The sequence below is a fragment of the Vibrio cortegadensis genome (assembly GCF_024347395.1).
GTDB lineage: Bacteria > Pseudomonadota > Gammaproteobacteria > Enterobacterales > Vibrionaceae > Vibrio > Vibrio cortegadensis.
Genome location: NZ_AP025473.1, coordinates 69865 through 93277 on the forward strand (window position 1 = coordinate 69865; position 23413 = coordinate 93277).

Consider the following 23413-nt stretch of genomic DNA (forward strand, 5'->3'; position numbering starts at 1 on the left):
TTAAATCCTAGTATTAAAGTCCAATATTGATATATTTATTTTTTACATTTAAATACATAAGGATAGATACACAAATTGCAAAACCTCCTCGTAAACTTCAAGTTATATTTAATTCACACTTAGAATCTGAAATATTGATATGGGTTTCTATATCACCTATACCATTATTAAAGAATGTCAGGGCAATGTCATAAATAAAGCAACCTCATCATTACAAATACAATAAGAAGCGCTTACATCATGGTTAAATACAATTTAAATAGACCTAAAGAAACACAAATAAGAGGTACTGCACAAGTGAATCATCACTTCGGGAAAGGCGGTACCTATCGAGCAATGAAAAGAAGCCGTGGACTTGCCATCGTTGAATTCTCAATTGTTGCTAGCTTTTTCTTCTTACTTATTTTTACAGTGATTGATTTAGGTATCTATGGCTACGTAAAGCTCACCATGCAACATTCTGTAAGGGAAGGGGCGAGATATGCCGTGACAGGGCAATCCAATCTAGACCCTGATCTTCTAGGTAATCGAGAAGCGGCTATCTTGCAAAAAATATCCACATCATCCGATGGCCTCTTATCGAAAGTAATGAATGTGGATGATATTAGAGTCGAAGATACTTCTGGCAATGCAGTCACTGGGTTTGGAAGTTCCGGAGAGATTATTGCCATTCATTTGGATTGTGAGTGGCCTACAACCAGTCCCTATATCTATCCTTTCCTCGATGACGGAAAATACAAATTCACCGTTAGCGCCGCTATGAAAAATGAAGCATTTTAGGTGTATATATGATGACATTACCAAAGTATCCACAAAAACAAACTGGATTTGCAGCCATTGAAATGACTCTAGTGACACCTGTGTTTATTTTATTAATTGCAGGAGCGGTCGAACTCACTCAAATAATCCAAGCCGATCACATTATCATCAGTATCAGCCGTGAAGGTGGCAACATCGTATCTAGAAGTAGTACCGAAACACCTCAAAAAATAATGGATACCATTGCCATCACCGCTGGTCCATTAGATTTAAGTAGTGATGGAGCAATTTATATAACATCAGTAACAGGCAAGCAGAATGAATTACCCTATGTCAGCAGTCAGTATAAATGGAATCAAGCTGGTTTTAATAAAAGTAGTGATATTTGGAGTAATTGCGGCGATTGGGAAGCGGATGGGGCTTGTGATATTTCTCAAGCCAATCCTCCTACGCTTAATAACTTTTCGTTAAATTTAGATGATGGAGAATCGGTTTATGTGGTGGAGGTTTTCTACGATTACACTCCCCTCTTTAATCTGGTATTAGATGCTAATTTCACACTTAGTGATGTCACTTATATGTAGGGCTTGGTGCGATGATTAACCGAAAAAAAACAACTAATAAGCGCTATAGCAAAGGACTTGTCGCTATTTTAACCGTCATTTCTTTACCTTTTATATTGCTTATCGTCGGTCTGGCGATCGATACAGGTAAAGCCTATGTGGTGAGGTCAAAACTGCTCGCGGCTGTCGATGCTGCCAGTATTGCCGCAGCTAGGGCCGTCGCAAATGGGGAGCAAGCAGGAACAACCGCAGCAAACAAATATTTTACCGCTAACATGCCGCCCGACTTCTATGGTGCAACATCCCGATTTGATGGGGTAAGTTATGCCTATGACACTTTCGGTAATATATCCATTGATGTAGACGCGTCATCAGAGATCTCGAATGCATTTTTATCTTTTATCGGATTCAATTCATTTAAACCAACGGCAGTGGCTCAGGTCATTCGTCGTCCTGTAGATTTAGTGCTTGTTATTGATAACACAACATCATTGAGGCTCGGCAGCATCGGAGATGTCACCCAAGATGTTGTCGACCGCTCCAAATCATTTGTGGAAAATTTTCATGAGTCTTTTGATCGAATTTCGCTGGTAAAATTTGCTTTTGGTGCTGAAGTCCCTGTGCCTTTTACTGCCGCTCGTGGTCATAACCGTACAAGCATACAAAACCAAATTGATGCGTTTAATTTTGGCAGTAGTTCTAATGCACAATACACCAACGCATCCGAGGGATTCTATGCAGCACTGAATGAACTACGTAATGTTTCCAATCCTGCAAACCTTAAAGTCATTGTCTTCTTCACCGATGGTGCGCCTAATACTTTTTCCTCGCAATTTTCTCTTACCGATGGAAATGACTACATAGGATCGATTCGCTCTAGTGATGGGTCGAGAGGGACTCCTAGGGGCTTGTGGAAACACGATTCGATTGCAACTAAGCTATCTGGAAATGGCTACGAAGGGAGTAATATTGATAATCACTTGGTTGAACTACCTGATTACTATACCGCCCATGATTCAACCGCAACTGAATTCAACATCCTAAACCCAGATCACCCAGTACGACCTGTAAGCCAATACAACCGCTATGCTCACTCTGCGAATAATCTGTATCAACGAGTAAATCGTGTTGCTAGGAATCTAGTTGAAGACATGGCAACCGCAGCTCGAAATGAAGACATTTATGTATTTACACTCGGTTTAGGGTCGTCACTCACATCTTCATCAGGGCCAGATAGTGAATTCGGGGAAGATCTATTATTGCGAATGGCAAACTCTCCTGCACTCTTAAATGATCCGGATTTAAGTAGCGATTTTCACTCTGATCAGTTACAAGGTGTTTATTGTCATGCGGTTGATGAAGGAGCTCTAGGGCCATGCTTTGATGAAATGCTGGATGTGATTATTAGGCTAACTATGTAGGTCATTTGTTAATGATCCGGTGGGCGTGATCATCGACAAAGCCTAAGCAATATTGAATAAAGTCGATTCAATTTCAATACGAATCAACTTCATTCAATAGTCATACGTTGATCTTAAAGCTGAGCCTTAAAACTTAAAGCCGACTTTAATTGATGCCATTGTATTTTCTAGTGTAATACCATCATCTTGGCCTTCAAACTGCGTTAGTTCGAGACCGGAATAAGCACCATTAGATGACTGGTAAGTAATGCCCAATCCGTAGATAAAATCAATACCACTCAAAGAAGTTGCACCTGGAAGATCAGCATCCCAAGACACAAAACCACCTTTTGCATAAATGTCGATTTCATCGATTAGCGAATATGAAATAACAGGTGCTAGCGTGATCATACTAAGATCCGCCTCCATGCTAGTATCATAGTCAAGCGTGGTAATATCAAAGGCAACGTTCACACCAAACTTAACTTTATTCGTTTCTTCATCAGATATTGGGCGAAGAGCAGTGTACTCAATACCATATACGTTACCTTTATCATCCGCGCTACCCGAGATCCCACTTGCACTGGCAGTTTGGTCCAAACGGCTGTATTTAATACCAATTTTATGTTCAGTTTCTGTAGGATCTTGTGCTTGTACAGCACAGCTCATACCCGCTAAAAGCAATAGTGGAAGACATTTATTCATTTTATTTTTTCCAGTAAGTAATACATAATCTTACATATGCAACAAAGGCAAGGAGTATATACTAGCAAGTGAGTGGATAACACCCATTTACAATATTACTTTCACGTAAGCTACTGCCACATAACCAAAATAGCGGCAATAGCGATTAAAACCAGTGCGAGCATGTCTTTTCTGCGAATGCCCTCTTTCAGCCAGAAGAATGAAATCAGCATGGTGAAAAAGACTTCAACCTGCCCCAATGTTTTCACTAATGGAACCGTTTGAAGTGACATTGCGCTAAACCACCCTAATGAGCCAACAAAGCTAGCAACACTGGTCATGATGACGAGTTTAGACTTAATGAACATTAAACTTAGGGTCCGTCTATCTTTTAACAACATATAAGCTAATAAGATCAGAGTTTGAAAAGAGATGACGAGGAATAAGACCCAAGCGGCACGATGAGGAAATGGTAAATCAAGAGTGAGGCTTGCCTCTCTGATCCATAAAGAGGTCAACGCAAAAGAGGTACTGCATGCTAAGCCGATAAGTGCCGTTTTCAATGAAATAGAACGTATACCATTCGAGCAACTAAGCATAAACACAGCGATGGCCCCAACGATAACACCCGCCCAACCAAACAGAGAAAGAGATGTCCCAAAAAATAATACGCCTAAAATTGCCGCAACTGGCGCTTCACTTTTTGCAAGACCAGCGCCAATGGCAAAATTCTTCTGTTTGAATAGAACCACCATTAGCGCAGTCGCTAAAATTTGCATCACTGATGCACCAAAAATAAATAGATACGAGCGGATATTAAGGGAAGGCAATGCAACCGGCTCAAACCAATATAGGCACACTAGATAAAGAGCAGCGAGCGGGCTTGCCCATAAAAATCGTGACAGCGTCACACCAATCACATTCATCTCTTTACTGAGCTGACTTTGAAAGGCATTGCGCCAAGACTGGCTAAATGCAGCTAATAACGTAAAAAATATCCAGGTCACGATAGTCCTTATTAAACACCCGTTCACTTGTATCTATGAATAGTGCCGATTTGAATCGAAAATTCCCTAATAACTTAGTCTGTAACTTGTGAAACCGGATGAAATTCTAAGCGTCCATCCACCACTAAGTAACAATCCATTCCTGCTGCATGTGCGGCCATTTTACCGAGATGAGTATCCTCAAAAACCACGCATTGTGTAGAGTCTAACCCTAACTCTTTCGCTGCTTGCAAGAAAGTATCGGGCGCAGGCTTATGATTTTCGACATCAGTCGCGGAAACCATTGCATCCAATCGGTTTAACAATTCTGCTTTTTCCAATAAACGAATCGCACTTTGTCTTTGGCTTCCCGTTCCTACTGCCAGCTTCTTCTTACCAAGATTGTCTATTAATAATCGATATGTACACTCAATCACGTCACCATGGTGCTCCAAAGCCGCAAAGCATTGCATTTTAAATTTAGAAACCTGCTTAGCATCTAAATTCAGACCATACTTTTGGTTCACTTGTCCGATAATTTTAAAGCTGGGCATTCCCCCTAGGCTATGCAACCAATCCATATCAAATGGAAATTCAAACTGATTGGCTGTTTTCTCCCACGCATCAAGGTGCGCAGGCATAGTATCAATGAGTGTGCCATCCATATCAAAGATCAAACCTTGATAACTACTAAGATCAATACTCATATTTACACCTATCAAAAACAAAGTTGTACTACCTTAGCGAAGATTAAGTAGAATGTATGGGATTTTTACTAAGGCCCTCTCTATCTATGCTTCAAATATCTAACGCCGTCACAATTCAAAGCTGGGAAATCCAACTCACAGCGATACGAGCCCAAGGTGCTGGCGGACAAAATGTCAATAAAGTGTCGAGCGCCATCCATCTTAGGTTTGATATCCACCATTCAACGCTTCCTGATTTTTACAAACAGAGGTTGTTAGCTTTAAAAGATCAACGCATCACTAAAGAAGGTGTCATCATCATTAAAGCGCAGCAATATAGAACACAAGAACAAAATCGTGACGATGCCCTAGCTCGCTTAAAAGCATTAGTCATCTCTGCAACCACCGTTCAAAAAAACCGACGAGAAACCAAACCAACTCGCTCTTCACAACGGAAGCGACTCGATAAAAAAGCACAAAAAGGCGCAACAAAAAAATTAAGAGGAAAGTTAATCTAGTTTTATTCTTATCTATCATACTGTTAGTTACAACTGTCATTATTGTGACGTTTGTTTGTCATAAATTTGTAACATTAATAATAATAAACTCAATTAATCTTACTGTATGGGAAGACCTATGAGTGCGATGCATTAGATATAAATTTATAAAAACAAGGAAGTATGATGAGTATAAAGCAAAAGCTATACCTGCTAGGTGTTATTGCTATTTTAGGGGTTCTTTCCTTACTTTTTGCTACCAACAGTTTCGTTCGAACTTCCAATGAATTAACCCAAGCCGCTAAGCTTGTTGATAAGCTAGAAATTCGCTTACTCAACTTAAGGCGAAATGAAAAAGATTTTTTACTTCGACACGATCTCAAATACCTCGATAAGTTTTCAAAGAATATTAATACATTCCTGAGTTTGGAAGACGATCTCACCTCAATTTTAACTCAGCAAAACCTCCCTTCGAGTAGTCAATTACGCCAAGATATTCTCAAATACCAAGCAGGATTTGAAAAGTTAGTCCATGCACAAACAGTTCTTGGATTACAGGAAGATACGGGCCTACTTGGTCAATTTTCACAAGAACTAGAAAGCGTAGAGAGCCAAGCAACTGGAGATCAATTGCTAAATCTGATCCATTTTAATACTAAGGTACTGCACGGAGAGTTTGATGGCTCTTTCCTAGTTGGTATTAACTCAGCGCAGCTACGTAAAAACGCACAACAATTAATCGCTCAAAAAATAGTGGTCGGCCTAAAATACAATACAGGTTTACTTGGAGACACTCGTGCACTCTCACATGCTGTTGAGGAGCAATTTAAAGCGTTTTCGAAAGCGTTAACGACTGAATCTAACTCTCAAACCAACTCTCTTAACACCATAAAAAATATCATTAGCGGTTCAGTCTTACTCATTATCATCCTATTTATCTGGCAAATATCTCGCTCGATTAATACCCAGGTTCAACGGTTACTATTGGTTATTCGACGTATATCTGAAACCAACGACATTGGAATGAGAGCCGATTTAAAAGGAAAAGATGAATTGGTTTCAGTCGGACTTCACTTCAATACCCTACTCAACAAGATCGAGGACCTGGTCTCTGGCTCTCAAGAAAAATCTCACCAATTGACCAGCAGCACGAATAACATGCAAGTCCAACTAGCAGAGGTCATTGAGCAATTCAATGTTCAAGCCGATCACACCACAACCATGGCAACGGCAGTGCAAGAGATGGTCGCAACCATCAATGAGATTTCAGAAAGTACAACGATCGCCGTAGAAGGGGTACAACAGGCAGCAGGTAATGCCGAAAATGGACGAGTAGTGGTTGAATCAACCGTTACGAACATTGGGCAACTCTCTTCAACACTATCGAGCAGTCAACAATCCATCGGCTCACTCAATAGCCATGTCGATAAAATCGGTGGAGCGGTTCACATCATCCAAGAAATTGCAGAGCAAACTAACCTATTAGCCTTAAATGCCGCGATTGAAGCCGCACGAGCGGGCGAACAAGGGCGTGGCTTTGCTGTGGTCGCTGATGAAGTGCGAGCGTTGGCCAGCCGAACTCATCAATCAACGGAAGAGATAACCAATGTGGTCTCTGCAATTCAGAGTCAGATGTCGACAGTTGTTGCCGATATCGAACAATGCAATACCCAAGGGCACGAAACCCTCGCCGCGTCAGAGCAATTAGACAATAGTTTGCAACAAATCATCAATGATATGGGCTCGATACAAGCCAACTCTGAACGTATTGCCTCTGCGATTGAAGAGCAAGGGATTGTGATGAATCAAGTGAGCGAATCCATTACAGAGCTCAACACTATCTCAGATAACAACATGCACTCTGCCCAGCAGTGTCTCATCGAGGTAAACACGGTGTCATCTCAAGCAACGGAGATGGATAATGCCGTCGCGGTCTTCAAAACACATAAGTGATCGAAGGCCTATTTATATTAATCAGCCAAAATTGAACTTTGCCCAACTCATTCAATATCATGTGACAGAATTATTTGGGTCAAAGCTGAGAATAGTCTAACTTTGATGTATGATGATTCAATAAGTTAGAAGCGTATTCACGCAACAATAAAGGCAAACACAATGATATCGAAATGGGCAAAACGTTTTTTTCAGATGGCTGAACTCGTTGGTTCATGGAGTAAAGATCCATCAACACAAGTGGGCGCTGTGATCACAAAACACAATCGTATCGTCTCTGTCGGCTTTAATGGATACCCTCATGGCATTTCAGACAGTGCTGAAACAGACGATCGTGAAATGAAATTGCTGAAAACACTACACGCAGAAGAGAATGCCATCCTTTTTGCTAAACGTGATTTAGACATGTGTGATATATGGGTAACGCACTTTCCATGCCCAAACTGCGCGGCGAAAATCATTCAAACAGGCATTACTGCAGTTTATTGTCCTGAGCAGTCAGAAGACTTTCTATCTCGCTGGGGTGATAAAATCAAGATTAGCCAAGATATGTTTCTGCAGTCCGGAGTGAAAGTTATTTGGCTACCCATCAGTGAACTGAGTGAAGAGTAACCGAACAATTAAAGCGGTGACCGCATACACCGATATTTAACCCTATTTTTTAGAGCCTGCCTATTTGTGGCAGGCTTTATTTTTGTCTAATTACTTTCCGGTATTTATTCACCCTACCTATGCATGTCTGACCGCGCGACCATTTAAGCATTTCAAAGACGAACTTCTTTATTGACGAATAATTTGCATCATTAACATCCAATCACTCACACTCAATAGCCCATTAGAAAACTACGATGTTGCAACCAAGGATTGAACCAGAGTCACACATTGGACAGCATAACGTTTATTGACTTTCTTATAAATGAGACTACTCATCAGTAACACACCAAAACAGTGTGCTACTTCACCTTATTACTATTTTATAAAAAAAAAGAGCACCAATAATTGAGTGACTATAAGCATTACTCTATTCTGTGGGATTAGAGAATTAATACATTGATAGATTATATGCTTATTCGTTTACTGACTGCTCGCACTCTTTCGATGATGATGTTTGTCGCGTTTTCTCTCGGCAGTGTGTTTTCTTCATCCGCGATGATTCTTGATGAGTACCAATACGAAAATTGGACAAGTCGAGATGGATTACCCCATAACAGTATCAACGCAATCACTCAGACTGATGATGGCTATTTATGGTTTGCCACATGGGAAGGCATCGCTCGATTTAACGGACAAGAGTTCAAGCATTTCACCCGCGGTTCTGAAAGTGGATTAGTCGATTCTGGCGTACGAGCATTATATTCAGATACGTCTGGAGGATTATTGGCAGGAGGCGCTCGTGGAGGGCTCGTCTATCGAGAGGCTTATCACTGGTCTTCACTACCAACTATTAAAAATCTAATCAACGCCGTCATTAAACAACCCGACGGTGGAATATGGATTGGTCTTAGTTCTGAAGGACTTATTTTCAGAGCAGAGGCTAATGCTGATAATCAACTCATCCTTCCTAACCTCACCGTTTACCAACTGTCCTTTCGTAAAAATGGGGATCTGCTAGCCTCAACAAGTCGCGGGTTGTATATCATCTCTGGCAAGGCCGTCGAAAATGTCAGTGAGTCTAGTGGGCTCGGTAATACCACCGTTTACTCAGCGGTTGAAGATGATCAAGGTACTATTATCTTGGGCGGAAAAAATGGCGCATGGCAATATAAAGATGGCCGTCTTTCCCGAATACATGAAGCATTGAATCGTTCGATCGTAACTAAAGTCATGATCGACGAGCAAAAAGAGCTGTGGTTTGGTACTCGCAGCCAGGGCGTTTTTCACTACTTCAACCAGCAAATATCGTCTTTTTCTGAACAACAAGGTTTATCCCATAACCATGTTCTTTCACTTTATCAGGATCGTGAGAAGTCCATTTGGATTGGGACAAACGGTGGGTTAACTCGTTTGCGGAAAGCTCCATTTAACACCTGGGATCAGTCCAAGGGGTTATCTGGCAATTACGTTCGTACCGTACTCGCAAACGGTTCTGGTAAAATCATTGCGGGAACGAGCAATGGCCTCAGCGTGGTTGAAGGTGACAAAGTTACCAAATACAGTCCTAATTCAAGCAGCCAAACTGCTCAAAAACAACTATCAGTACTGAGCCTAGCGTCAAGATCAGCAGGTGGAGCTTGGGTAGGGACTTACTCAAAAGGTCTATATCTCTTTGATCAAGGAATATTACAACCTCACTTCTTACCTTCTTTACCGACGAAACAGATCCGTTCCGTTCTGGAAACTTCAGAAGACGAACTATGGGTAGGAACTACAGCAGGGCTAGTTAAATACTCACCTGATGGAAGCTATAAACTATTTACTACTCAAGATGGTCTACCTGACAACTATATCATGGCATTATCCACCGATACTCTTGGTCGAGTATGGGTTGGTACTGGGGTTGGAGTCGCCATTATCGAGAATAACATCGTCGCTACTTTAGACCTCGACCCTCTTGATAAAGCCCAATACGTTTTCGGTTTCTATGCAGAAGAAAACCAAATGTGGATGACAACAGATCGTGGTTTAATTCGCTATCGATTCTCTGATAAAGATTTAAGCTTAGTCGGCAAAAGACATGGACTGCCCATCGATAAACTCTTCCAAGTTCTCGCTGACTCCAACGATTATTTTTGGTTAACGTCAAATCGAGGAATTTGGCGAATATCCCAACATGATGCCAACGCAATCGCGGATGGAACGGCTGAGACACTGACATTTGAGCATTACAACGAACTAGATGGTATGGCAAGTGCGCAGCTCAATGGTGGCTCAAACCCAGCAGCTACGATCGACTCTTCTGGTCAACTTTGGTTTGCTTCTGCGCTTGGCGTGACAGTGACTCACCCACAACGATTCAAGCAGTTAGTTACGCCTACGTTTCCAACGGTTATCGAAAGCGTCATCAGTGATCAACATGAACTTGATCTATCAGATGAAAAAGCCTCTATCTTGCCAGCAGGTACACAGAGAGTCGTCTTTAACTTTGTTGGACTAGGTTTTCAATCATCTCAGCATATTCGCTACAAAACAAAACTCGAAGGGCTCGATTCTGATTGGATAGAACGTGGCTCCCAAGGAATATCTGAGTATACAAACTTAGCTCCGGGCGAGTACAGGTTTGTTGTCAACGCCTACTATTCCTACCACCAAAGTATGCTAAACGAAGCCAGTTATTCATTTACTATCCTGCCTCACTGGTGGCAAAGAGCGAGTATTCAATTATCTATTTTTGCCGGGTTTATTCTTATGATTGCTCTCTCATTCCAATGGCGTGTTAGCCTATTACAGAAATCTGAAATGAGACTCACCTATGAAATAGAGCAAAAAACAAAAGCGCTACAAGTGCAAGCGACTGCATTTAAGAAACAGGCAGAAGAGGATCAACTAACGACCTTACCTAATCGCCGTGCATTTGATGACTGGATTCGAAATACAATCGACCCAAGTGGTATCGAATCACCTAGCACCAAAGCTAATAACATCAAAACTAATAGCATCGAAACTAATAGCATCGAAACTAATAGCATCGAAAAGAACTTCTCTATCGTGATGCTCGATATCGATCACTTTAAAAGGATTAATGACAACTTCGGCCACATCATAGGCGATGAAGTGTTAAGAAAAATTGGTCAATCTCTCAAACCATATATACAGGAAGATTGTTTCATTGCTCGTTGGGGCGGCGAAGAGTTTGTCATTGGCACGATTGGTTGGAAACCTTCAGAGGTTTACGATTTTTGCCAACAACTCAACCAGTTAATTAAGCATTTAGACTACTCAACAGTAGCAGATAAACTCTCTACGACCATCAGTATTGGCATTGTAAACGCCTCGACCAGTCACGATTTTGAAGATTTACTACGTATCGCAGACGACGCTCTGTTTCAGGTAAAACACTCAGGTCGCGACGGGATATACGTGTGTGAAGAACCACAAGAGCAAATCACCAGTCATGTTTAAAATTCATTAAAAAGGGATCCTAGACAAGGATCCCTTTGATGAAGGTCGATACTATCATCATTGATATTATCGGCTGCTTTTTGGCTTCGATTGTTATCTTAAGCCTCTATTAAGGTCTTAAGCTTCTACACCTTTCAACATATCTAGAGCCACAGCTTCTGCAATCTTAATACCGTCAATGCCAGCGGATAAAATACCACCAGCGTAACCAGCACCTTCACCACCAGGGTAAAGACCTTGAGTATTAATACTTTGGAAATCTTTGCCTCGTTTGATCTGCACTGGAGATGAAGTACGTGTTTCTACTCCAGTCAGCATTGCGTCTTTACTGTCGAACCCACGAATTTTCTTAGCGAATGCAGGCAATGCTTCACGAATAGCTTCAATTGCAAAATCTGGTAATGAATCCGTTAGATCGGTCATTTTCACGTTTGGCTTGTAAGATGGCTCCACCGCTTCAAAAGGTTTACCTTTACCCGCAGCTAAGAAATCACCCACCATTTGTGCAGGTGCATCGTAGTTGCTGCCACCCATGATGTAAGCATTTCGCTCAAGTTTACGCTGCAGTGCAACGCCTTGTAGCGGATCGTTATCAAAATCTTCCGGAGAAATGCCCACAACAATTGCACTGTTCGCATTACGTTCACTACGTGAATACTGGCTCATACCATTAGTCACAACGGCATGCTCTTCAGAGGTTGCAGCAACAACTACACCGCCCGGACACATACAGAAGCTATATACTGAACGACCATTTTTACAGTGGTGAACAAGTTTATAGTCTGCCGCACCTAACAGTGGGTGACCTGCATTTTTACCAAAGCGAGCTTGGTCAATCATCTCTTGCTTATGTTCAATACGGAAACCGATCGAGAAAGATTGTGCTTCTAGGTGAACTTCTTTGTCGTGCAGCATTTGGAAAGTATCACGAGCACTGTGACCGATGGCAGCCACAACATGGTTACTGCTTATCACTTCGCCACCGTTTAAAGTCACGCCAGTTACTTTTCTTGCATCACCCGAACCTTCGATGTTGATCTCTTCCACACGAGTTTCAAAACGAATTTCACCACCAAGTTCGATGATTTTACGGCGCATTTTCTCAACCATAGTCACTAACTTGTAAGTACCAATATGTGGTTTGCTTACATAGATAATTTCAGAAGGCGCACCCGCAAGTACAAACTCTTGCTTCACTTTTAAGCCTAAAAAGCCTGGATCTTTCACTTGGCTGTATAACTTACCGTCAGAGAATGTACCCGCACCGCCTTCACCAAACTGAACGTTAGACTCTGTATTCAGTTTGCTAGTACGCCAAAAACGGAATGTATCTTTTGCGCGTTCATGTACTGATTTTCCGCGTTCTAATACAATCGGTTTGAAACCCATTTGCGCTAAAATTAGTGCCACAAATAATCCACATGGTCCCATACCAATCACGATTGGACGCTCAGTCAAGTTCGCTGGCGCATTCGCAACGTATTTGTATTCTGTATCTGGAGAGACACGTACATTTGGATCTTCAGCAAACCCTTCTAACAATTTGTCTTCATCCACATTTTGCAAAGTAACATCTAGCGTGTAGATCAGCGTAATTTGGTTCTTTTTTCGTGCATCATAACCACGTTTGAATACATGGATATCAACCAGTTGTTGTTCAGTTAAAGATAATGCTTTTAATACATAATCTTGTAGTGCATTTTCACTGTGATCCAGCGGTAATTTTACTTGGTTGAGACGAATCATAATTCACCTGATAATTGGACGAAAAAATAAGCGCGTAGTTTACGTGATCTATCTCAAAAATGTAATAACATTGTCACGTTAAAACTAATGGGATGACTGCTTAAGATTTTCCGTATATTTATCTCTAATTACCCATCGAAAAGATCGACCAGATTAGTCATTTATCCCCCGCACTCTCCGTACCAAGTTCATATCCATATCAAAAATTATCCAACGAGTAATAGCCATTCCACAACCGCTATGACAAAGCATACCAATGTTGCACTTTTCCAAAGTATCAGCGGATTGGTTGTCGTTAACGGGCTCTTCTTCATTTCTTTGATTAATTGAGCGTTCGGAATTGAGAGATCCGCAATAAACTCACTCATCACCTGATAACGTTGCTGGGTGGATGGATGGCACGCTTTTTTGAACGTTAAATCGAGCCATAGAGGGATGTCAGCTCGCACTGTCCTAGCAGATCGATAGTGCCATTTTTGATGCCGAGCTTGAGAAATAGACTGGGAATTTATTTCTTTATACGGCAAAGCGCCCGTTAACATTTCATAACCGATCACCGCAACTGAAAACAGGTCGCTAACGGTAGTCACCTCTTCACCCGCCAAATACTCTGGCGCAATATAGTTTGCGGCACCTAGAGGAAATTCATCGGAACATAACCCCATAGCTTCGGTTAAACCCATGACTTTAGCGCTACCAAAATCGATTAATTTAATGCGACCACTTTCGGTGATCATAATGTTCTCAGGCTTTAGATCACGATGCACCATGTCTAACCTTTGCATGACTCGAACCGCTTTGACGATTTCAGCCAGAATCAACCGCACAGACTGAATGGAGGGCATTGGGTTATCATAAATCCATTGTCTTAAGGTGATCCCATCAATTTGCTCATAAAGATGATAGATAAATTTTGAGCCTTCTGGCTTAGGATAGACACGCATGATTCGTTCACTATTCATTTGCGATCCAATCCAATACTCGTGGCTAAAATTCGTTAATGCGGCTTGATCATCAATATAGCTAGGAGGCAGAGCTTTAAGAATAAACCGCTCACCAGTCCCCTTCTCGATGACCTCGTACACATAGCTTCGACTGCTCTCATTCAAAATATTGACCACCTTGAAATCATCGATGGTGTTATTCACTTTCAACGCTGGGGGAATCGCACAATCAAGCGTCTTTTTATGTATATCGAGGGCCGACTTCATTGGGAGTTCAGTTACGCTGACAATCAGACTCGTCGCATTATCTTGGCTATTTGAATTGAGCGCTTCTTGGCATAAGGTTTGAGCCGTTTTTTCTGGGTTGTGATCTCCTTTTTCAAGCCGTGCTGCTATTTGATTTTGAGGTAGGTAGTCATGCACACCATCAGTGGTCAGAAGGAAAAGATCACCGACCTCTAAGCTGAGGGATTGGTAATCCACGTCAAGCCTATTATCGATGCCCAACGCACGCGTTAGATACCCCGAAGTTCCAAAGCTCATGCGCTGGTGATCACGAGTTAATAGCGTGAGTTCTCCTCCCCTGAACCTATAAATTCGGCTATCCCCGACATGGAATATATGCGCGGTATTCGACTTAAACACAATAGAACTGAACGTTGTCACCAATCCGTTATGTGGTAAGTTCGAGTTTGGTTCACCGTTCTGCGTGCTTTGGCTGGTTCTGCTCAATTTGTTTGATTGAATAAGTCGGCTATGATCGCGCTCACTTTGTGTAAAAAGCCATGTATTGAGCGCTGTTAATACTTTCGTTACCGATCGCTTCACACTCCAACTATCTGGCGTCGCATAGTAATCATTCGAAAATTGCATCACGCTAGTATGGCTAGCTTTCTGCCCTTGCTCGCTACAGCTCACACCATCAGCAATACAAGCAATGCTGCCTTTAAAATAGAGCTCAGTTCTACTGCTTGGATACTTAACCAAAAAAGCATCTTGATTCTCATCTCTACGACCTTGCAGCGAGCATCCACCATAAGTGAGCAAGAGTGTACGATTTGAGTCTGGCAATAAACCGTCCATTGATTATCTCTCCAAATGCTTTGCCATCACTTTTCAGTTGAAAAAGCGAAAGCCCTAAACACAGAGCTTTCGCCACCACCATTAATGCGAAACGTTAATCAAGGTTACGCTTCCATCTTCATTGACCTCGGCAATTTGGCCACTAGGCTCTTCCATGAGCATTAGGGTCGCAAACCCCACAACCGCGGTTCCGGCTATCACAAAGAAGAAGGTTTGATAATCCACAAAAGAGAGAACAGTGAGATAGACTACCGCCCCTACATTTCCGTAGGCTCCGGTCATGCCTGCAATTTGTCCGGTCATACGGCGCTTAATCAGTGGAACCGTTGCAAATACCGCCCCTTCTCCTGCTTGAACAAAAAACGAACATGCCATTGCCGCAACAACGGCCAACCACAATGGCCATTCGCTGTTAACTTGTCCCATCAAGAAATAACCAACAGCCAATCCAGCAGTGAGGATCAATAGTGTCGGTTTTCGGCCAAACTTATCCGAAATCCAACCTCCACCAGGGCGAGACATCAGGTTCATAAAGGCGTATGCAGAGGCAACCAGACCAGCCATAACCGGGGTTAATTCAAAGGTATCGAGAAAGAACAGAGGAAGCATGGATACAACAGCCAATTCAGAACCAAACGTTGCAAAATAAAGGATGTTCAATACGGCCACTTGCTTAAATTTATACTGGTGAACTTCAGGTACGGGCGTAGTGAATATCGACTTATTTACCTTCCAAACCTGAGAAACTTCGTAGCAATACAAGGCGATTAATCCAATGTAGATAGAATCCACGTACACCGCCGATATCATCCCAATCCCACTTGGTGACAACTTCCACGCCAACAGGGCAAGAGCAGCATACATAGGAATTTTCATCACTAATAAGAAGAAAAAGTCCCCTTTTGATGTCACTTCCATCGCCGTTAAATGTTTAGGCCTGAAGTAAGTCGACCCTTTTGGGGTGTCTGTGACATTGGCGTAGAAAACATATGAGAACACTAAGCTCATTACACCTGTGATTCCAATGGCATAACGCCACCCTTCTTCCCCACCAAAGATCAATGCTACCGTTGGCAGAGTAAATGCCGCTGCCGCCGAACCAAAATTACCCCAGCCTCCATATATACCTTCTGCTGTCCCTAACTCATGATGAGGAAACCACTCTGAAACCAGACGAATCCCTATCACAAAGCCGGCACCTATAAACCCTAATAGAAATCGAGCAATCGCCGCTTGAATAAAAGAGTCTGCCAAAGCGAACATAAAACAGGGAATCGAGCAGACGGCCAACAGCGTGGAGTACACCAGCCTAGGGCCATATTTATCGGTGAGCATCCCCACGACGACTCGTGCAGGAATCGTCAGGGCGACGTTCAAAATCAGTAAGGTTTTAATCTCCTCATTACTCAACCCAAGTGACGTTTTTACCATTTGCAGTAGCGGAGCAAAGTTAAACCACACGACAAAAGTGATAAAAAATGCCATCCAACTCAAATGTAATATCTTCATCTTGCCAGTGAACTTCATCAGCGAAAATGTTGTACTTTCCATAGCCATTTCTTCCTGTATTAAGCTGCCATCAGCAATTGAATTTGAACGTTTTCACCCACCACTCGAACTTCAAATCGTTCCAACTTGTGTTGAGGATCTTCTAAACATATTCCTGTATTCAAATTAAAGTGCTGCTTGTAAAGCGGTGACGCAACACAAGGCTCACCTTGGATGGAACCCATGATCCCACGTGACATGACGTTTGCCCTTCCGATTGGGTCATAATTTGAGAGTGCATACAACTCATCACTACGCCTACAATAGAAAATAGCGACTTGCGACTCTTCAACCTTGGCGCATATCCCCGTATGCGGCACTAAATCTTGGGTGGTACATACCGTTAGCCAGTTATCCATAACCTTCTCCTAATCGACTTGAATTTTGTTTCTACTTATCTCAATTTCATTTTTGTGATTGTGATGGTGATGGTGACGACCTAGCGATCACACCTCTACAACATCAATCCTTTTCTCTAAAGCTGAATTGGGTTTGTGTTCAGCATTGAGTTTATGTTCGGAACTGGCTTGATGTTCAGAGTTGGATTGGTGACCGATAGTCGGAAACCTTTGTTGACGCTGAGTTACAAACTTCAAGTTGTCATCCACCTCTTCACTGTTAATAAAGTGCTGGAAACGCTTTAGCTTCTCAGGGCTCTCAATGGTCGTTTTCCACTCACATTGATATTTGCCAATATTTGCTGCCATCTCTTTTTCCAGATCGGCCGCCACATTCAATTTGTCCTCAATCACAACTTGCTTGAGGTATTCCAAACCACCTTCTAGGTTTTCGAGCCACACAGATGTGCGTTGAAGACGATCAGCGGTACGGATATAGAACATGAGAATCCGATCGACATATTGGATCAGTGTCTTTTCATCTAAATCGATGGCAAAGAGATCCGCATGACGTGGGCGCATCCCACCATTACCACACACATAGAGATTCCAACCTTTATCGGTCGCGATAAGACCAATGTCTTTTGACTGAGCCTCTGCGCATTCACGAGTGCAACCAGAAACAGCAAATTTAAGCTTATGAGGGGAACGTAAACCTTTGTATCGATTCTCTATATCAATCGCGAAACCAACACTATCGGCAACGCCATATCGACACCACGTACTGCCAACACATGACTTCACCGTTCGGACTGATTTTCCGTAGGCGTGGCCTGTCTCAAAGCCCGCATCCACCAGCTTTTTCCAGATGATTGGCAGTTCATTCAGCTGTGCGCCAAAAAGATCCACTCGCTGCCCACCCGTGATCTTGGTATATAGATCGAACTCTTTTGCCACCTCGCCCAATACGATCAGCTTGTCTGGGGTGATTTCACCACCAGCAATACGAGGTACCACAGAGTAGGTTCCGTCTTTTTGCATGTTCCCAAGGTAAATATCGTTGGTGTCTTGAAGTTCAAGGTGCTTATCTTCTAAAACATAATCATTCCAATAAGAGGCTAGAATGGAACCCACGGTCGGCTTACAAGTTGCACAACCCAGCCCCGAACCGTGGGACTCAAGCAAAATATCGAAACTCTTGATTTGGTTAACTCGAATAATGTCACTCAACTCTTGTCGAGAATAGGCAAAATGCTCACAAATATTGTTGTTTACTTCGACGCCAAGATTGCTCAATTCGCAGTCTAATACCTGTTTGGCTAATGCCGCACATCCCCCGCAACCGGTTGACGCGTTGGTCGTCTCTTTCAGTGCTGCCATAGTGGTACAACCAGCAGAAACGGCCTGCTTGATGTCTCCTTTCGTCACATCGAAACATGAGCAAATCACCGCCGAGTCTGGCAATGCCTCGACCCCAATGCCTGTCGAAGAGTCATCCGCGACATTAGGTAAAATCAGAACCGCTGGGTTTGCAGGTAACGGCATATTATTTTGTTTCAGTTGAAGCAGTGTGCCGTAAGCATCGGCATCACCAACTAAGACTGCACCGACAATTTCAGACCCATCAGCAGACACAATTAACCGCTTGTAAACCTGTTCGATCTCATCATGATACGTGTAAGATTGTGCCCCTTCGGTTTGACCATGCACTTCGCCAATACTCGCGACATCAACCCCTAGCAACTTGAGCTTGGTACTCATATCCGCGCCAGTAAATTTAAGATCATCACTGCCGTCAGACAGAATATGTGCCGCAGCCACTTTTGCCATTTGATAACCCGGAGCCACTAAACCAAATATTTTTTGTTCCCACAGCGCACACTCACCGATCGCATACACATTCTTCAGATTGGTTTGACAGTCATCATCAATCACAATGCCGCCACGTTCACCAATCCTAATTCCAGACGTTTTTGCCAGCTCATCTTGCGGTCGAATACCTGCTGAAAAAACGATCATATCGGTTTCCAAATGCGTTCCATCGGCAAAGTTCATTCGATAGCGAGACGTATCCCCAGCCACAATTTCACTGGTCGCCTTTTGGGTATGAACTTTCACCTCTAAATCTTCAATTTTACGGCGTAACAGGGCCCCGCCGCCCTCATCCAGTTGTACCGCCATCAACCGTGGTGCAAATTCCACAACATGGGTTTCCAAGCCTAAGTTTTTCACTGCATTTGCAGCTTCCAGCCCTAGCAATCCGCCGCCTATCACCACCCCACTTTTGCTCTCTTTACTTGAACGTTCGATTGCGTCCAAATCATCAAGGGTTCGATAAACATGGCTGTGCGATTGGTCATTGCCGGGGATAGGAGGAACAAAAGGAAATGACCCTGTCGCGAGTATCAACTTGTCATAATGCTCCACTCGCCCACTGGCTGTGATCACTTGGTTATGGGCCGTATCCAGTGAAACAACTTTGTCATTGAGGACAAAGCTAACTCCATTTTCCTGATAATACGTTTCATCGGTTAATGCCAAATCGTCAGCACTTTTACCGTTAAAATAAGCGGTTAACTGCACTCGGTCATACGCCAATCGCGACTCTTCGCTGAACGTAATTACATCAAATTGCTCCGAATCAGCAGCGATAATTGTCTCTATGAACTTGTGTCCGACCATTCCATTGCCGACGACTACAATTCTCTGCTTCTTCGTGCTTTCATTTGGCGTTTTTCGTCTATCTAGATTGAACTCGCTCATATTTAAATCCTTTAAAATTAAGCTGTCTTCATGTTGCGTTAAATTGCAAAACTGATATTTCTTTGTATTTCTCATAGAGCAAAGAGAGTGCCAACCACCAAAACCTTCGTAAAATAAAGGTACAAAATTAATTTAAAACAATTAGTTAAATAAAGTTCATTAATACCTATGACAAGAAAAGCAACACTAAACAGAATGTAAATGCTCTCTTTTTAATCGCTTTGGTGCAAATAGTCACCAAAACAGTGCGAGAAACAACTTTTATCTAAATTCGTATCTCCTTACCACAAATAAAAACCTCAACCACACAGTTAAGCCTTTGTTTTTAAATGTATAAAAACCTAATTTCAAACACTAAAACCCAACACTATAAATGGCTCGTTTTTTGCTCTACAAACAAATAGCCTTTAAAACGCTCAATTAGGATGAGGTACGTTTAATGATGATTAACGATGGATGGGTTAAAACAACATGCGCATATTGTGGAGTCGGCTGTGGAGTTGAAGCGAGACCAAATACGGATGGTCTGCTCGATATTCGAGGTGATAAGCAGCACCCATCAAACTATGGAAAACTGTGCACTAAAGGAGTAGCTTTAGGCGATACGGTAATTACTGATGGACGATTACTTTTCCCCACTCGCTTTGACACAAAGAGCTCGAATGATGGTGCAGATCTTAGCTCAAATTCAAAAAGCTCAAACCCGTCACGCACTGCTGTTGATATGGACTGGAGCGAAGCAACTCAACTGATTGCCGACAAATTTCAGCAAGCCATAACTGAATTTGGTGCCGATTCTGTCGCTTTCTATGTTTCTGGCCAGCTACTCACGGAAGACTATTACGTGGCCAACAAATTGATGAAAGGGTTCATTGGTAGTGGCAACATCGACAGCAATTCTCGCTTATGTATGGCTTCTAGCGTTGTGGGTCACAAACGGGCATTCGGTTCCGATACCGTTCCGATTTGTTACGATGATCTTGAACATGCAGAGTTGGTCATCATTACTGGTTCTAATCTTGCTTGGTGCCATCCGGTTCTATTTCAGCGACTTCGCAGCGCCAAACAGAATAATCCGCAGTTAAAAATCGTCGTGATTGATCCAAGAAGTACAGCTACGTGTGAGCTTGCCGATCTACACCTTCCAATACAATCAGGATCGGATGTCGCGCTGTTTAATGGCTTATTGAGCTATCTTTATCAGCACAATAAACTCGATCTCGAATATATTAACCAGCATACCGACGGATTTGAGCATGCTCTGGAGTCGGCACTGCAACACAAAGACCTTTCACAACTAACGGGGCTAGCCTCCTCTGTGATCGAGAACTTCTACCATCTTTTTTCGAATTCAGAGAAAGTCATCACTGTCTATTCGCAAGGCGTCAATCAATCTTCCCAAGGCTCTGACAAAGTGAGCAGCATTTTAAACTGTCACCTTGCAACAGGAAAAATAGGTAAAAAAGGCTGCGGACCTTTTTCTATCACTGGCCAACCGAATGCGATGGGCGGAAGAGAAGTCGGAGGGCTTGCCAACACGCTTGCGGCACATATGGAATTTAACGACCCTAACCATCACCAAATCATCAGTGACTTTTGGCAAACAGATAATCTTGCGACTCAACCGGGCTTAAAAGCAATAGATCTCTTTGATGCAATGGAAGCAGGGAAAATAAAAGCAATTTGGATAATGGCAACTAACCCAGTGGTTAGCTTGCCCAACAGTAAAAAAATTGAATCTGCACTTGAGGCATGCCCATTTGTCGTCGTTTCAGATTGCATTGCAGATACCGAAACTACAAGGTTCGCGGACGTGATTTTACCCGCGCAAGGCTGGAGTGAAAAATCAGGTACAGTCACAAACTCAGAGCGTCGAATTTCAAGACAACGCCGTCTTTTTCCTAGCCCCGGACTCGCAAGACCTGATTGGTGGATCATAAGCCAAGTCGCAAAAAAAATGGGGTTTGCCAAAGCATTTGATTACCTGCATGAGGGCGAAGTCTTTAAAGAGTATGCGCGTTTAACGGCGGTTGATAACACAAAAGGAGACAATAGAGGTCTGACATTGTCTGGTTTAGTGGATCTGGATACGCAGGAATACAACGCGCTTACTCCACAACAGTGGCCAGTGCTGAAAAAACAAGATCACATCATCCACCAACGTATGTTTAGTGACCATCAATTTTTCACACCGAATAAAAAAGCGCAATTCATTGCCACGACACACGCATCGCCACTCAGCCACCTTAATGCTGAGCATCCACTCATTCTAAACAGCGGAAGATCGCGAGATCATTGGCACACGATGAGCCGTACTGGCCTATCCGCTCGTCTATCTGAACACTCGCCCGAGCCATATGTCATGATTCATCCTGAAACGGCTAATCGACATAATCTCAAGCCTTACGACATCGCAACGATTTACAACGATCACAATCAAATTCAAGCACGCGTCGAAATATCCTCGACTGTTGCTCCTAAACAACTATTCATGCCAATTCACTGGAATAACACCACGGCTAAAAACAGTAAGCCTTGCGATCTTATTCTACCTAACGCCGATCTCGATTCTGGACAGCCAGAGTTTAAACATACTCCTGTCAACATCAAACCTTGGCATTATCGATGTGAAGCCCTGTTTATCAGTAAACAAACTGTGGATCTCACTGAATGTGATTATTGGGTGAAACAGAAAGTCGACAATGGCTACCTCTACCGAATTGCTTCTTTGCAAGACCCGCTACAATTAACTCTGACTTTAAGCCAATATCTCACCACAAACCCAGAAAAAATACTCTCACAACAAGGGGGGCAGCACTCGCCATACCGTCTGGCAACCATCAAATCACACACCATTCATAGTGCCTTTGTCGTTCAAGAGAAGATTTCAGGAGGAGATAAAACATGGCTACAAGATCTATTTGCGACTACAAAAGATAATGCTGAGGAACAATTTTGGGGAGTTAAAGTATAGATAATTGAATCGTAGGTAAAAATAAAAAATCGCAACCCAAAAGGTCGCGATTTTCTTAGTATTTCGCTATTAGAGATCGAGCAAACTGAGGCATATTTTGTAAATACTGTTCACCCTATCCAGTAGATTTTTATCAGTTCAATCTATTCCCAATCAAGGATAACTTTACCTGAAAGCCCGCTACGCATAGCGTCAAAGCCTTTTTGGAAGTCATCAACCTTGAAGTGGTGCGTGATGATTGGTGTTAGATCTAGGCCAGATTGAATCAAAGAAGCCATTAAATACAACAATATAATTAATCATTAAAAAACATAAACTTAAGAGCAGCATTAAAGAGCAGTGGCGGCAAAGTGGCGACAGAATTTATTTATATCGCCATTTTGCGAAGCATGCCTTGTAATGAAGGCTATTGATAATTTACAAAAAAACA

Annotated in this window: 16 protein-coding genes and 1 pseudogene; 8 read left to right on the forward strand and 9 right to left on the reverse strand. The window is 42.5% G+C overall.

Annotation, left to right across the window (positions count from 1 at the left end; translation table 11 throughout):
- The first annotated feature begins 336 nt into the window (after window positions 1–336).
- The 3 genes from OCV39_RS14805 to OCV39_RS14815 are packed head-to-tail and all read left to right on the forward strand — an operon-like array spanning window position 337 to window position 2743.
- Window positions 337–780, forward strand: coding sequence for a TadE/TadG family type IV pilus assembly protein (locus tag OCV39_RS14805; protein WP_040887258.1), 444 nt, complete (start codon window positions 337–339; stop codon window positions 778–780).
- Between the two features lie 8 nt (window positions 781–788).
- The gene (locus OCV39_RS14810; protein ID WP_017053463.1) at window positions 789–1343 is read left to right on the forward strand and encodes a TadE/TadG family type IV pilus assembly protein; all 555 of its coding nucleotides are present in this window, start codon (window positions 789–791) and stop codon (window positions 1341–1343) included.
- Between the two features lie 14 nt (window positions 1344–1357).
- Window positions 1358–2743 carry a vWA domain-containing protein gene (locus tag OCV39_RS14815; RefSeq protein WP_390903276.1) on the forward strand — a complete coding sequence of 462 codons (1386 nt, stop codon included), beginning with the start codon at window positions 1358–1360 and terminating at the stop codon, window positions 2741–2743.
- Between the two features lie 126 nt (window positions 2744–2869).
- On the opposite strand, the gene OCV39_RS14820 is transcribed toward OCV39_RS14815, so the two are convergent.
- From OCV39_RS14820 to OCV39_RS14830, 3 genes are all read right to left on the reverse strand, one after another.
- Window positions 2870–3427, reverse strand: a complete 558-nt coding sequence (locus OCV39_RS14820; RefSeq protein WP_261889862.1) for a porin family protein — start codon at window positions 3425–3427, stop codon at window positions 2870–2872.
- Between the two features lie 110 nt (window positions 3428–3537).
- Window positions 3538–4413, reverse strand: coding sequence for a DMT family transporter (locus OCV39_RS14825; protein ID WP_261889863.1), 876 nt, complete (start codon window positions 4411–4413; stop codon window positions 3538–3540).
- Between the two features lie 74 nt (window positions 4414–4487).
- Window positions 4488–5099: a beta-phosphoglucomutase family hydrolase gene (locus tag OCV39_RS14830; RefSeq protein WP_261889864.1), complete on the reverse strand. Its 612-nt coding sequence runs from the start codon at window positions 5097–5099 to the stop codon at window positions 4488–4490.
- An 86-nt stretch (window positions 5100–5185) separates the two neighbouring features.
- Here OCV39_RS14830 and arfB point away from each other — a divergent pair, with 86 nt between their 5' ends.
- The 4 genes from arfB (at window position 5186) to OCV39_RS14850 (ending at window position 11587) form a co-directional block, all read left to right on the forward strand.
- Window positions 5186–5596, forward strand: a complete 411-nt coding sequence (gene arfB / locus OCV39_RS14835) for an alternative ribosome rescue aminoacyl-tRNA hydrolase ArfB (protein WP_017053467.1) — start codon at window positions 5186–5188, stop codon at window positions 5594–5596.
- Between the two features lie 165 nt (window positions 5597–5761).
- A complete protein-coding gene (locus OCV39_RS14840) occupies window positions 5762–7528 on the forward strand; it encodes a methyl-accepting chemotaxis protein (RefSeq protein ID WP_261889865.1) in 1767 nt (588 codons plus the stop codon).
- Between the two features lie 162 nt (window positions 7529–7690).
- Window positions 7691–8140: a dCMP deaminase family protein gene (locus tag OCV39_RS14845; protein WP_017053469.1), complete on the forward strand. Its 450-nt coding sequence runs from the start codon at window positions 7691–7693 to the stop codon at window positions 8138–8140.
- Between the two features lie 450 nt (window positions 8141–8590).
- A complete protein-coding gene (locus OCV39_RS14850) occupies window positions 8591–11587 on the forward strand; it encodes a ligand-binding sensor domain-containing protein (protein WP_261889866.1) in 2997 nt (998 codons plus the stop codon).
- Window positions 11588–11704: 117 nt separating this feature from the next.
- On the opposite strand, the gene OCV39_RS14855 is transcribed toward OCV39_RS14850, so the two are convergent.
- The 5 genes from OCV39_RS14855 to nirB form a co-directional block, all read right to left on the reverse strand.
- Window positions 11705–13333 carry an NAD(P)/FAD-dependent oxidoreductase gene (locus OCV39_RS14855; RefSeq protein WP_136995143.1) on the reverse strand — a complete coding sequence of 543 codons (1629 nt, stop codon included), beginning with the start codon at window positions 13331–13333 and terminating at the stop codon, window positions 11705–11707.
- Between the two features lie 206 nt (window positions 13334–13539).
- Window positions 13540–15360 (reverse strand): bifunctional protein-serine/threonine kinase/phosphatase, encoded by a 1821-nt coding sequence (locus OCV39_RS14860; protein ID WP_261889867.1) that lies wholly within the window; start codon window positions 15358–15360, stop codon window positions 13540–13542.
- An 81-nt stretch (window positions 15361–15441) separates the two neighbouring features.
- Window positions 15442–16911 (reverse strand): NarK family nitrate/nitrite MFS transporter, encoded by a 1470-nt coding sequence (locus OCV39_RS14865; protein ID WP_261889868.1) that lies wholly within the window; start codon window positions 16909–16911, stop codon window positions 15442–15444.
- A gap of 17 nt (window positions 16912–16928) precedes the next feature.
- The gene (nirD, locus tag OCV39_RS14870; protein ID WP_261889869.1) at window positions 16929–17267 is read right to left on the reverse strand and encodes a nitrite reductase small subunit NirD; all 339 of its coding nucleotides are present in this window, start codon (window positions 17265–17267) and stop codon (window positions 16929–16931) included.
- An 87-nt stretch (window positions 17268–17354) separates the two neighbouring features.
- Window positions 17355–20009, reverse strand: coding sequence for a nitrite reductase large subunit NirB (gene nirB / locus OCV39_RS14875; RefSeq protein ID WP_261889870.1), 2655 nt, complete (start codon window positions 20007–20009; stop codon window positions 17355–17357).
- A 442-nt stretch (window positions 20010–20451) separates the two neighbouring features.
- Between nirB and OCV39_RS14880 the strand changes: the two genes are divergently transcribed.
- Complete coding sequence (locus tag OCV39_RS14880) at window positions 20452–22983, forward strand: molybdopterin oxidoreductase family protein (RefSeq protein WP_261890148.1); 2532 nt, start codon at window positions 20452–20454, stop codon at window positions 22981–22983.
- Window positions 22984–23126: 143 nt separating this feature from the next.
- On the opposite strand, the pseudogene OCV39_RS14885 reads toward OCV39_RS14880, so the two are convergent.
- Window positions 23127–23267 (reverse strand): annotated as a pseudogene (locus tag OCV39_RS14885) (L-threonine 3-dehydrogenase); the annotation flags it as partial.
- Window positions 23268–23413 lie beyond the last annotated feature (146 nt).

Bases quoted from the DNA above. Each gene is read 5' to 3' on its own strand.
- OCV39_RS14840 (WP_261889865.1), top strand. From the start codon at position 5,762: ATGAGTATAAAGCAAAAGCTATACCTGCTAGGTGTTATTGCTATTTTA.
- OCV39_RS14865 (WP_261889868.1), bottom strand. From the start codon at position 16,911: ATGGAAAGTACAACATTTTCGCTGATGAAGTTCACTGGCAAGATGAAG.
- OCV39_RS14805 (WP_040887258.1), top strand. From the start codon at position 337: ATGAAAAGAAGCCGTGGACTTGCCATCGTTGAATTCTCAATTGTTGCT.
- OCV39_RS14830 (WP_261889864.1), bottom strand. From the start codon at position 5,099: ATGAGTATTGATCTTAGTAGTTATCAAGGTTTGATCTTTGATATGGAT.
- nirD (WP_261889869.1), bottom strand. From the start codon at position 17,267: ATGGATAACTGGCTAACGGTATGTACCACCCAAGATTTAGTGCCGCAT.
- arfB (WP_017053467.1), top strand. From the start codon at position 5,186: ATGCTTCAAATATCTAACGCCGTCACAATTCAAAGCTGGGAAATCCAA.
- OCV39_RS14855 (WP_136995143.1), bottom strand. From the start codon at position 13,333: ATGATTCGTCTCAACCAAGTAAAATTACCGCTGGATCACAGTGAAAAT.
- OCV39_RS14850 (WP_261889866.1), top strand. From the start codon at position 8,591: ATGCTTATTCGTTTACTGACTGCTCGCACTCTTTCGATGATGATGTTT.
- OCV39_RS14845 (WP_017053469.1), top strand. From the start codon at position 7,691: ATGATATCGAAATGGGCAAAACGTTTTTTTCAGATGGCTGAACTCGTT.
- OCV39_RS14810 (WP_017053463.1), top strand. From the start codon at position 789: ATGATGACATTACCAAAGTATCCACAAAAACAAACTGGATTTGCAGCC.
- OCV39_RS14860 (WP_261889867.1), bottom strand. From the start codon at position 15,360: ATGGACGGTTTATTGCCAGACTCAAATCGTACACTCTTGCTCACTTAT.
- OCV39_RS14880 (WP_261890148.1), top strand. From the start codon at position 20,452: ATGATTAACGATGGATGGGTTAAAACAACATGCGCATATTGTGGAGTC.
- nirB (WP_261889870.1), bottom strand. From the start codon at position 20,009: ATGAGCGAGTTCAATCTAGATAGACGAAAAACGCCAAATGAAAGCACG.
- OCV39_RS14820 (WP_261889862.1), bottom strand. From the start codon at position 3,427: ATGAATAAATGTCTTCCACTATTGCTTTTAGCGGGTATGAGCTGTGCT.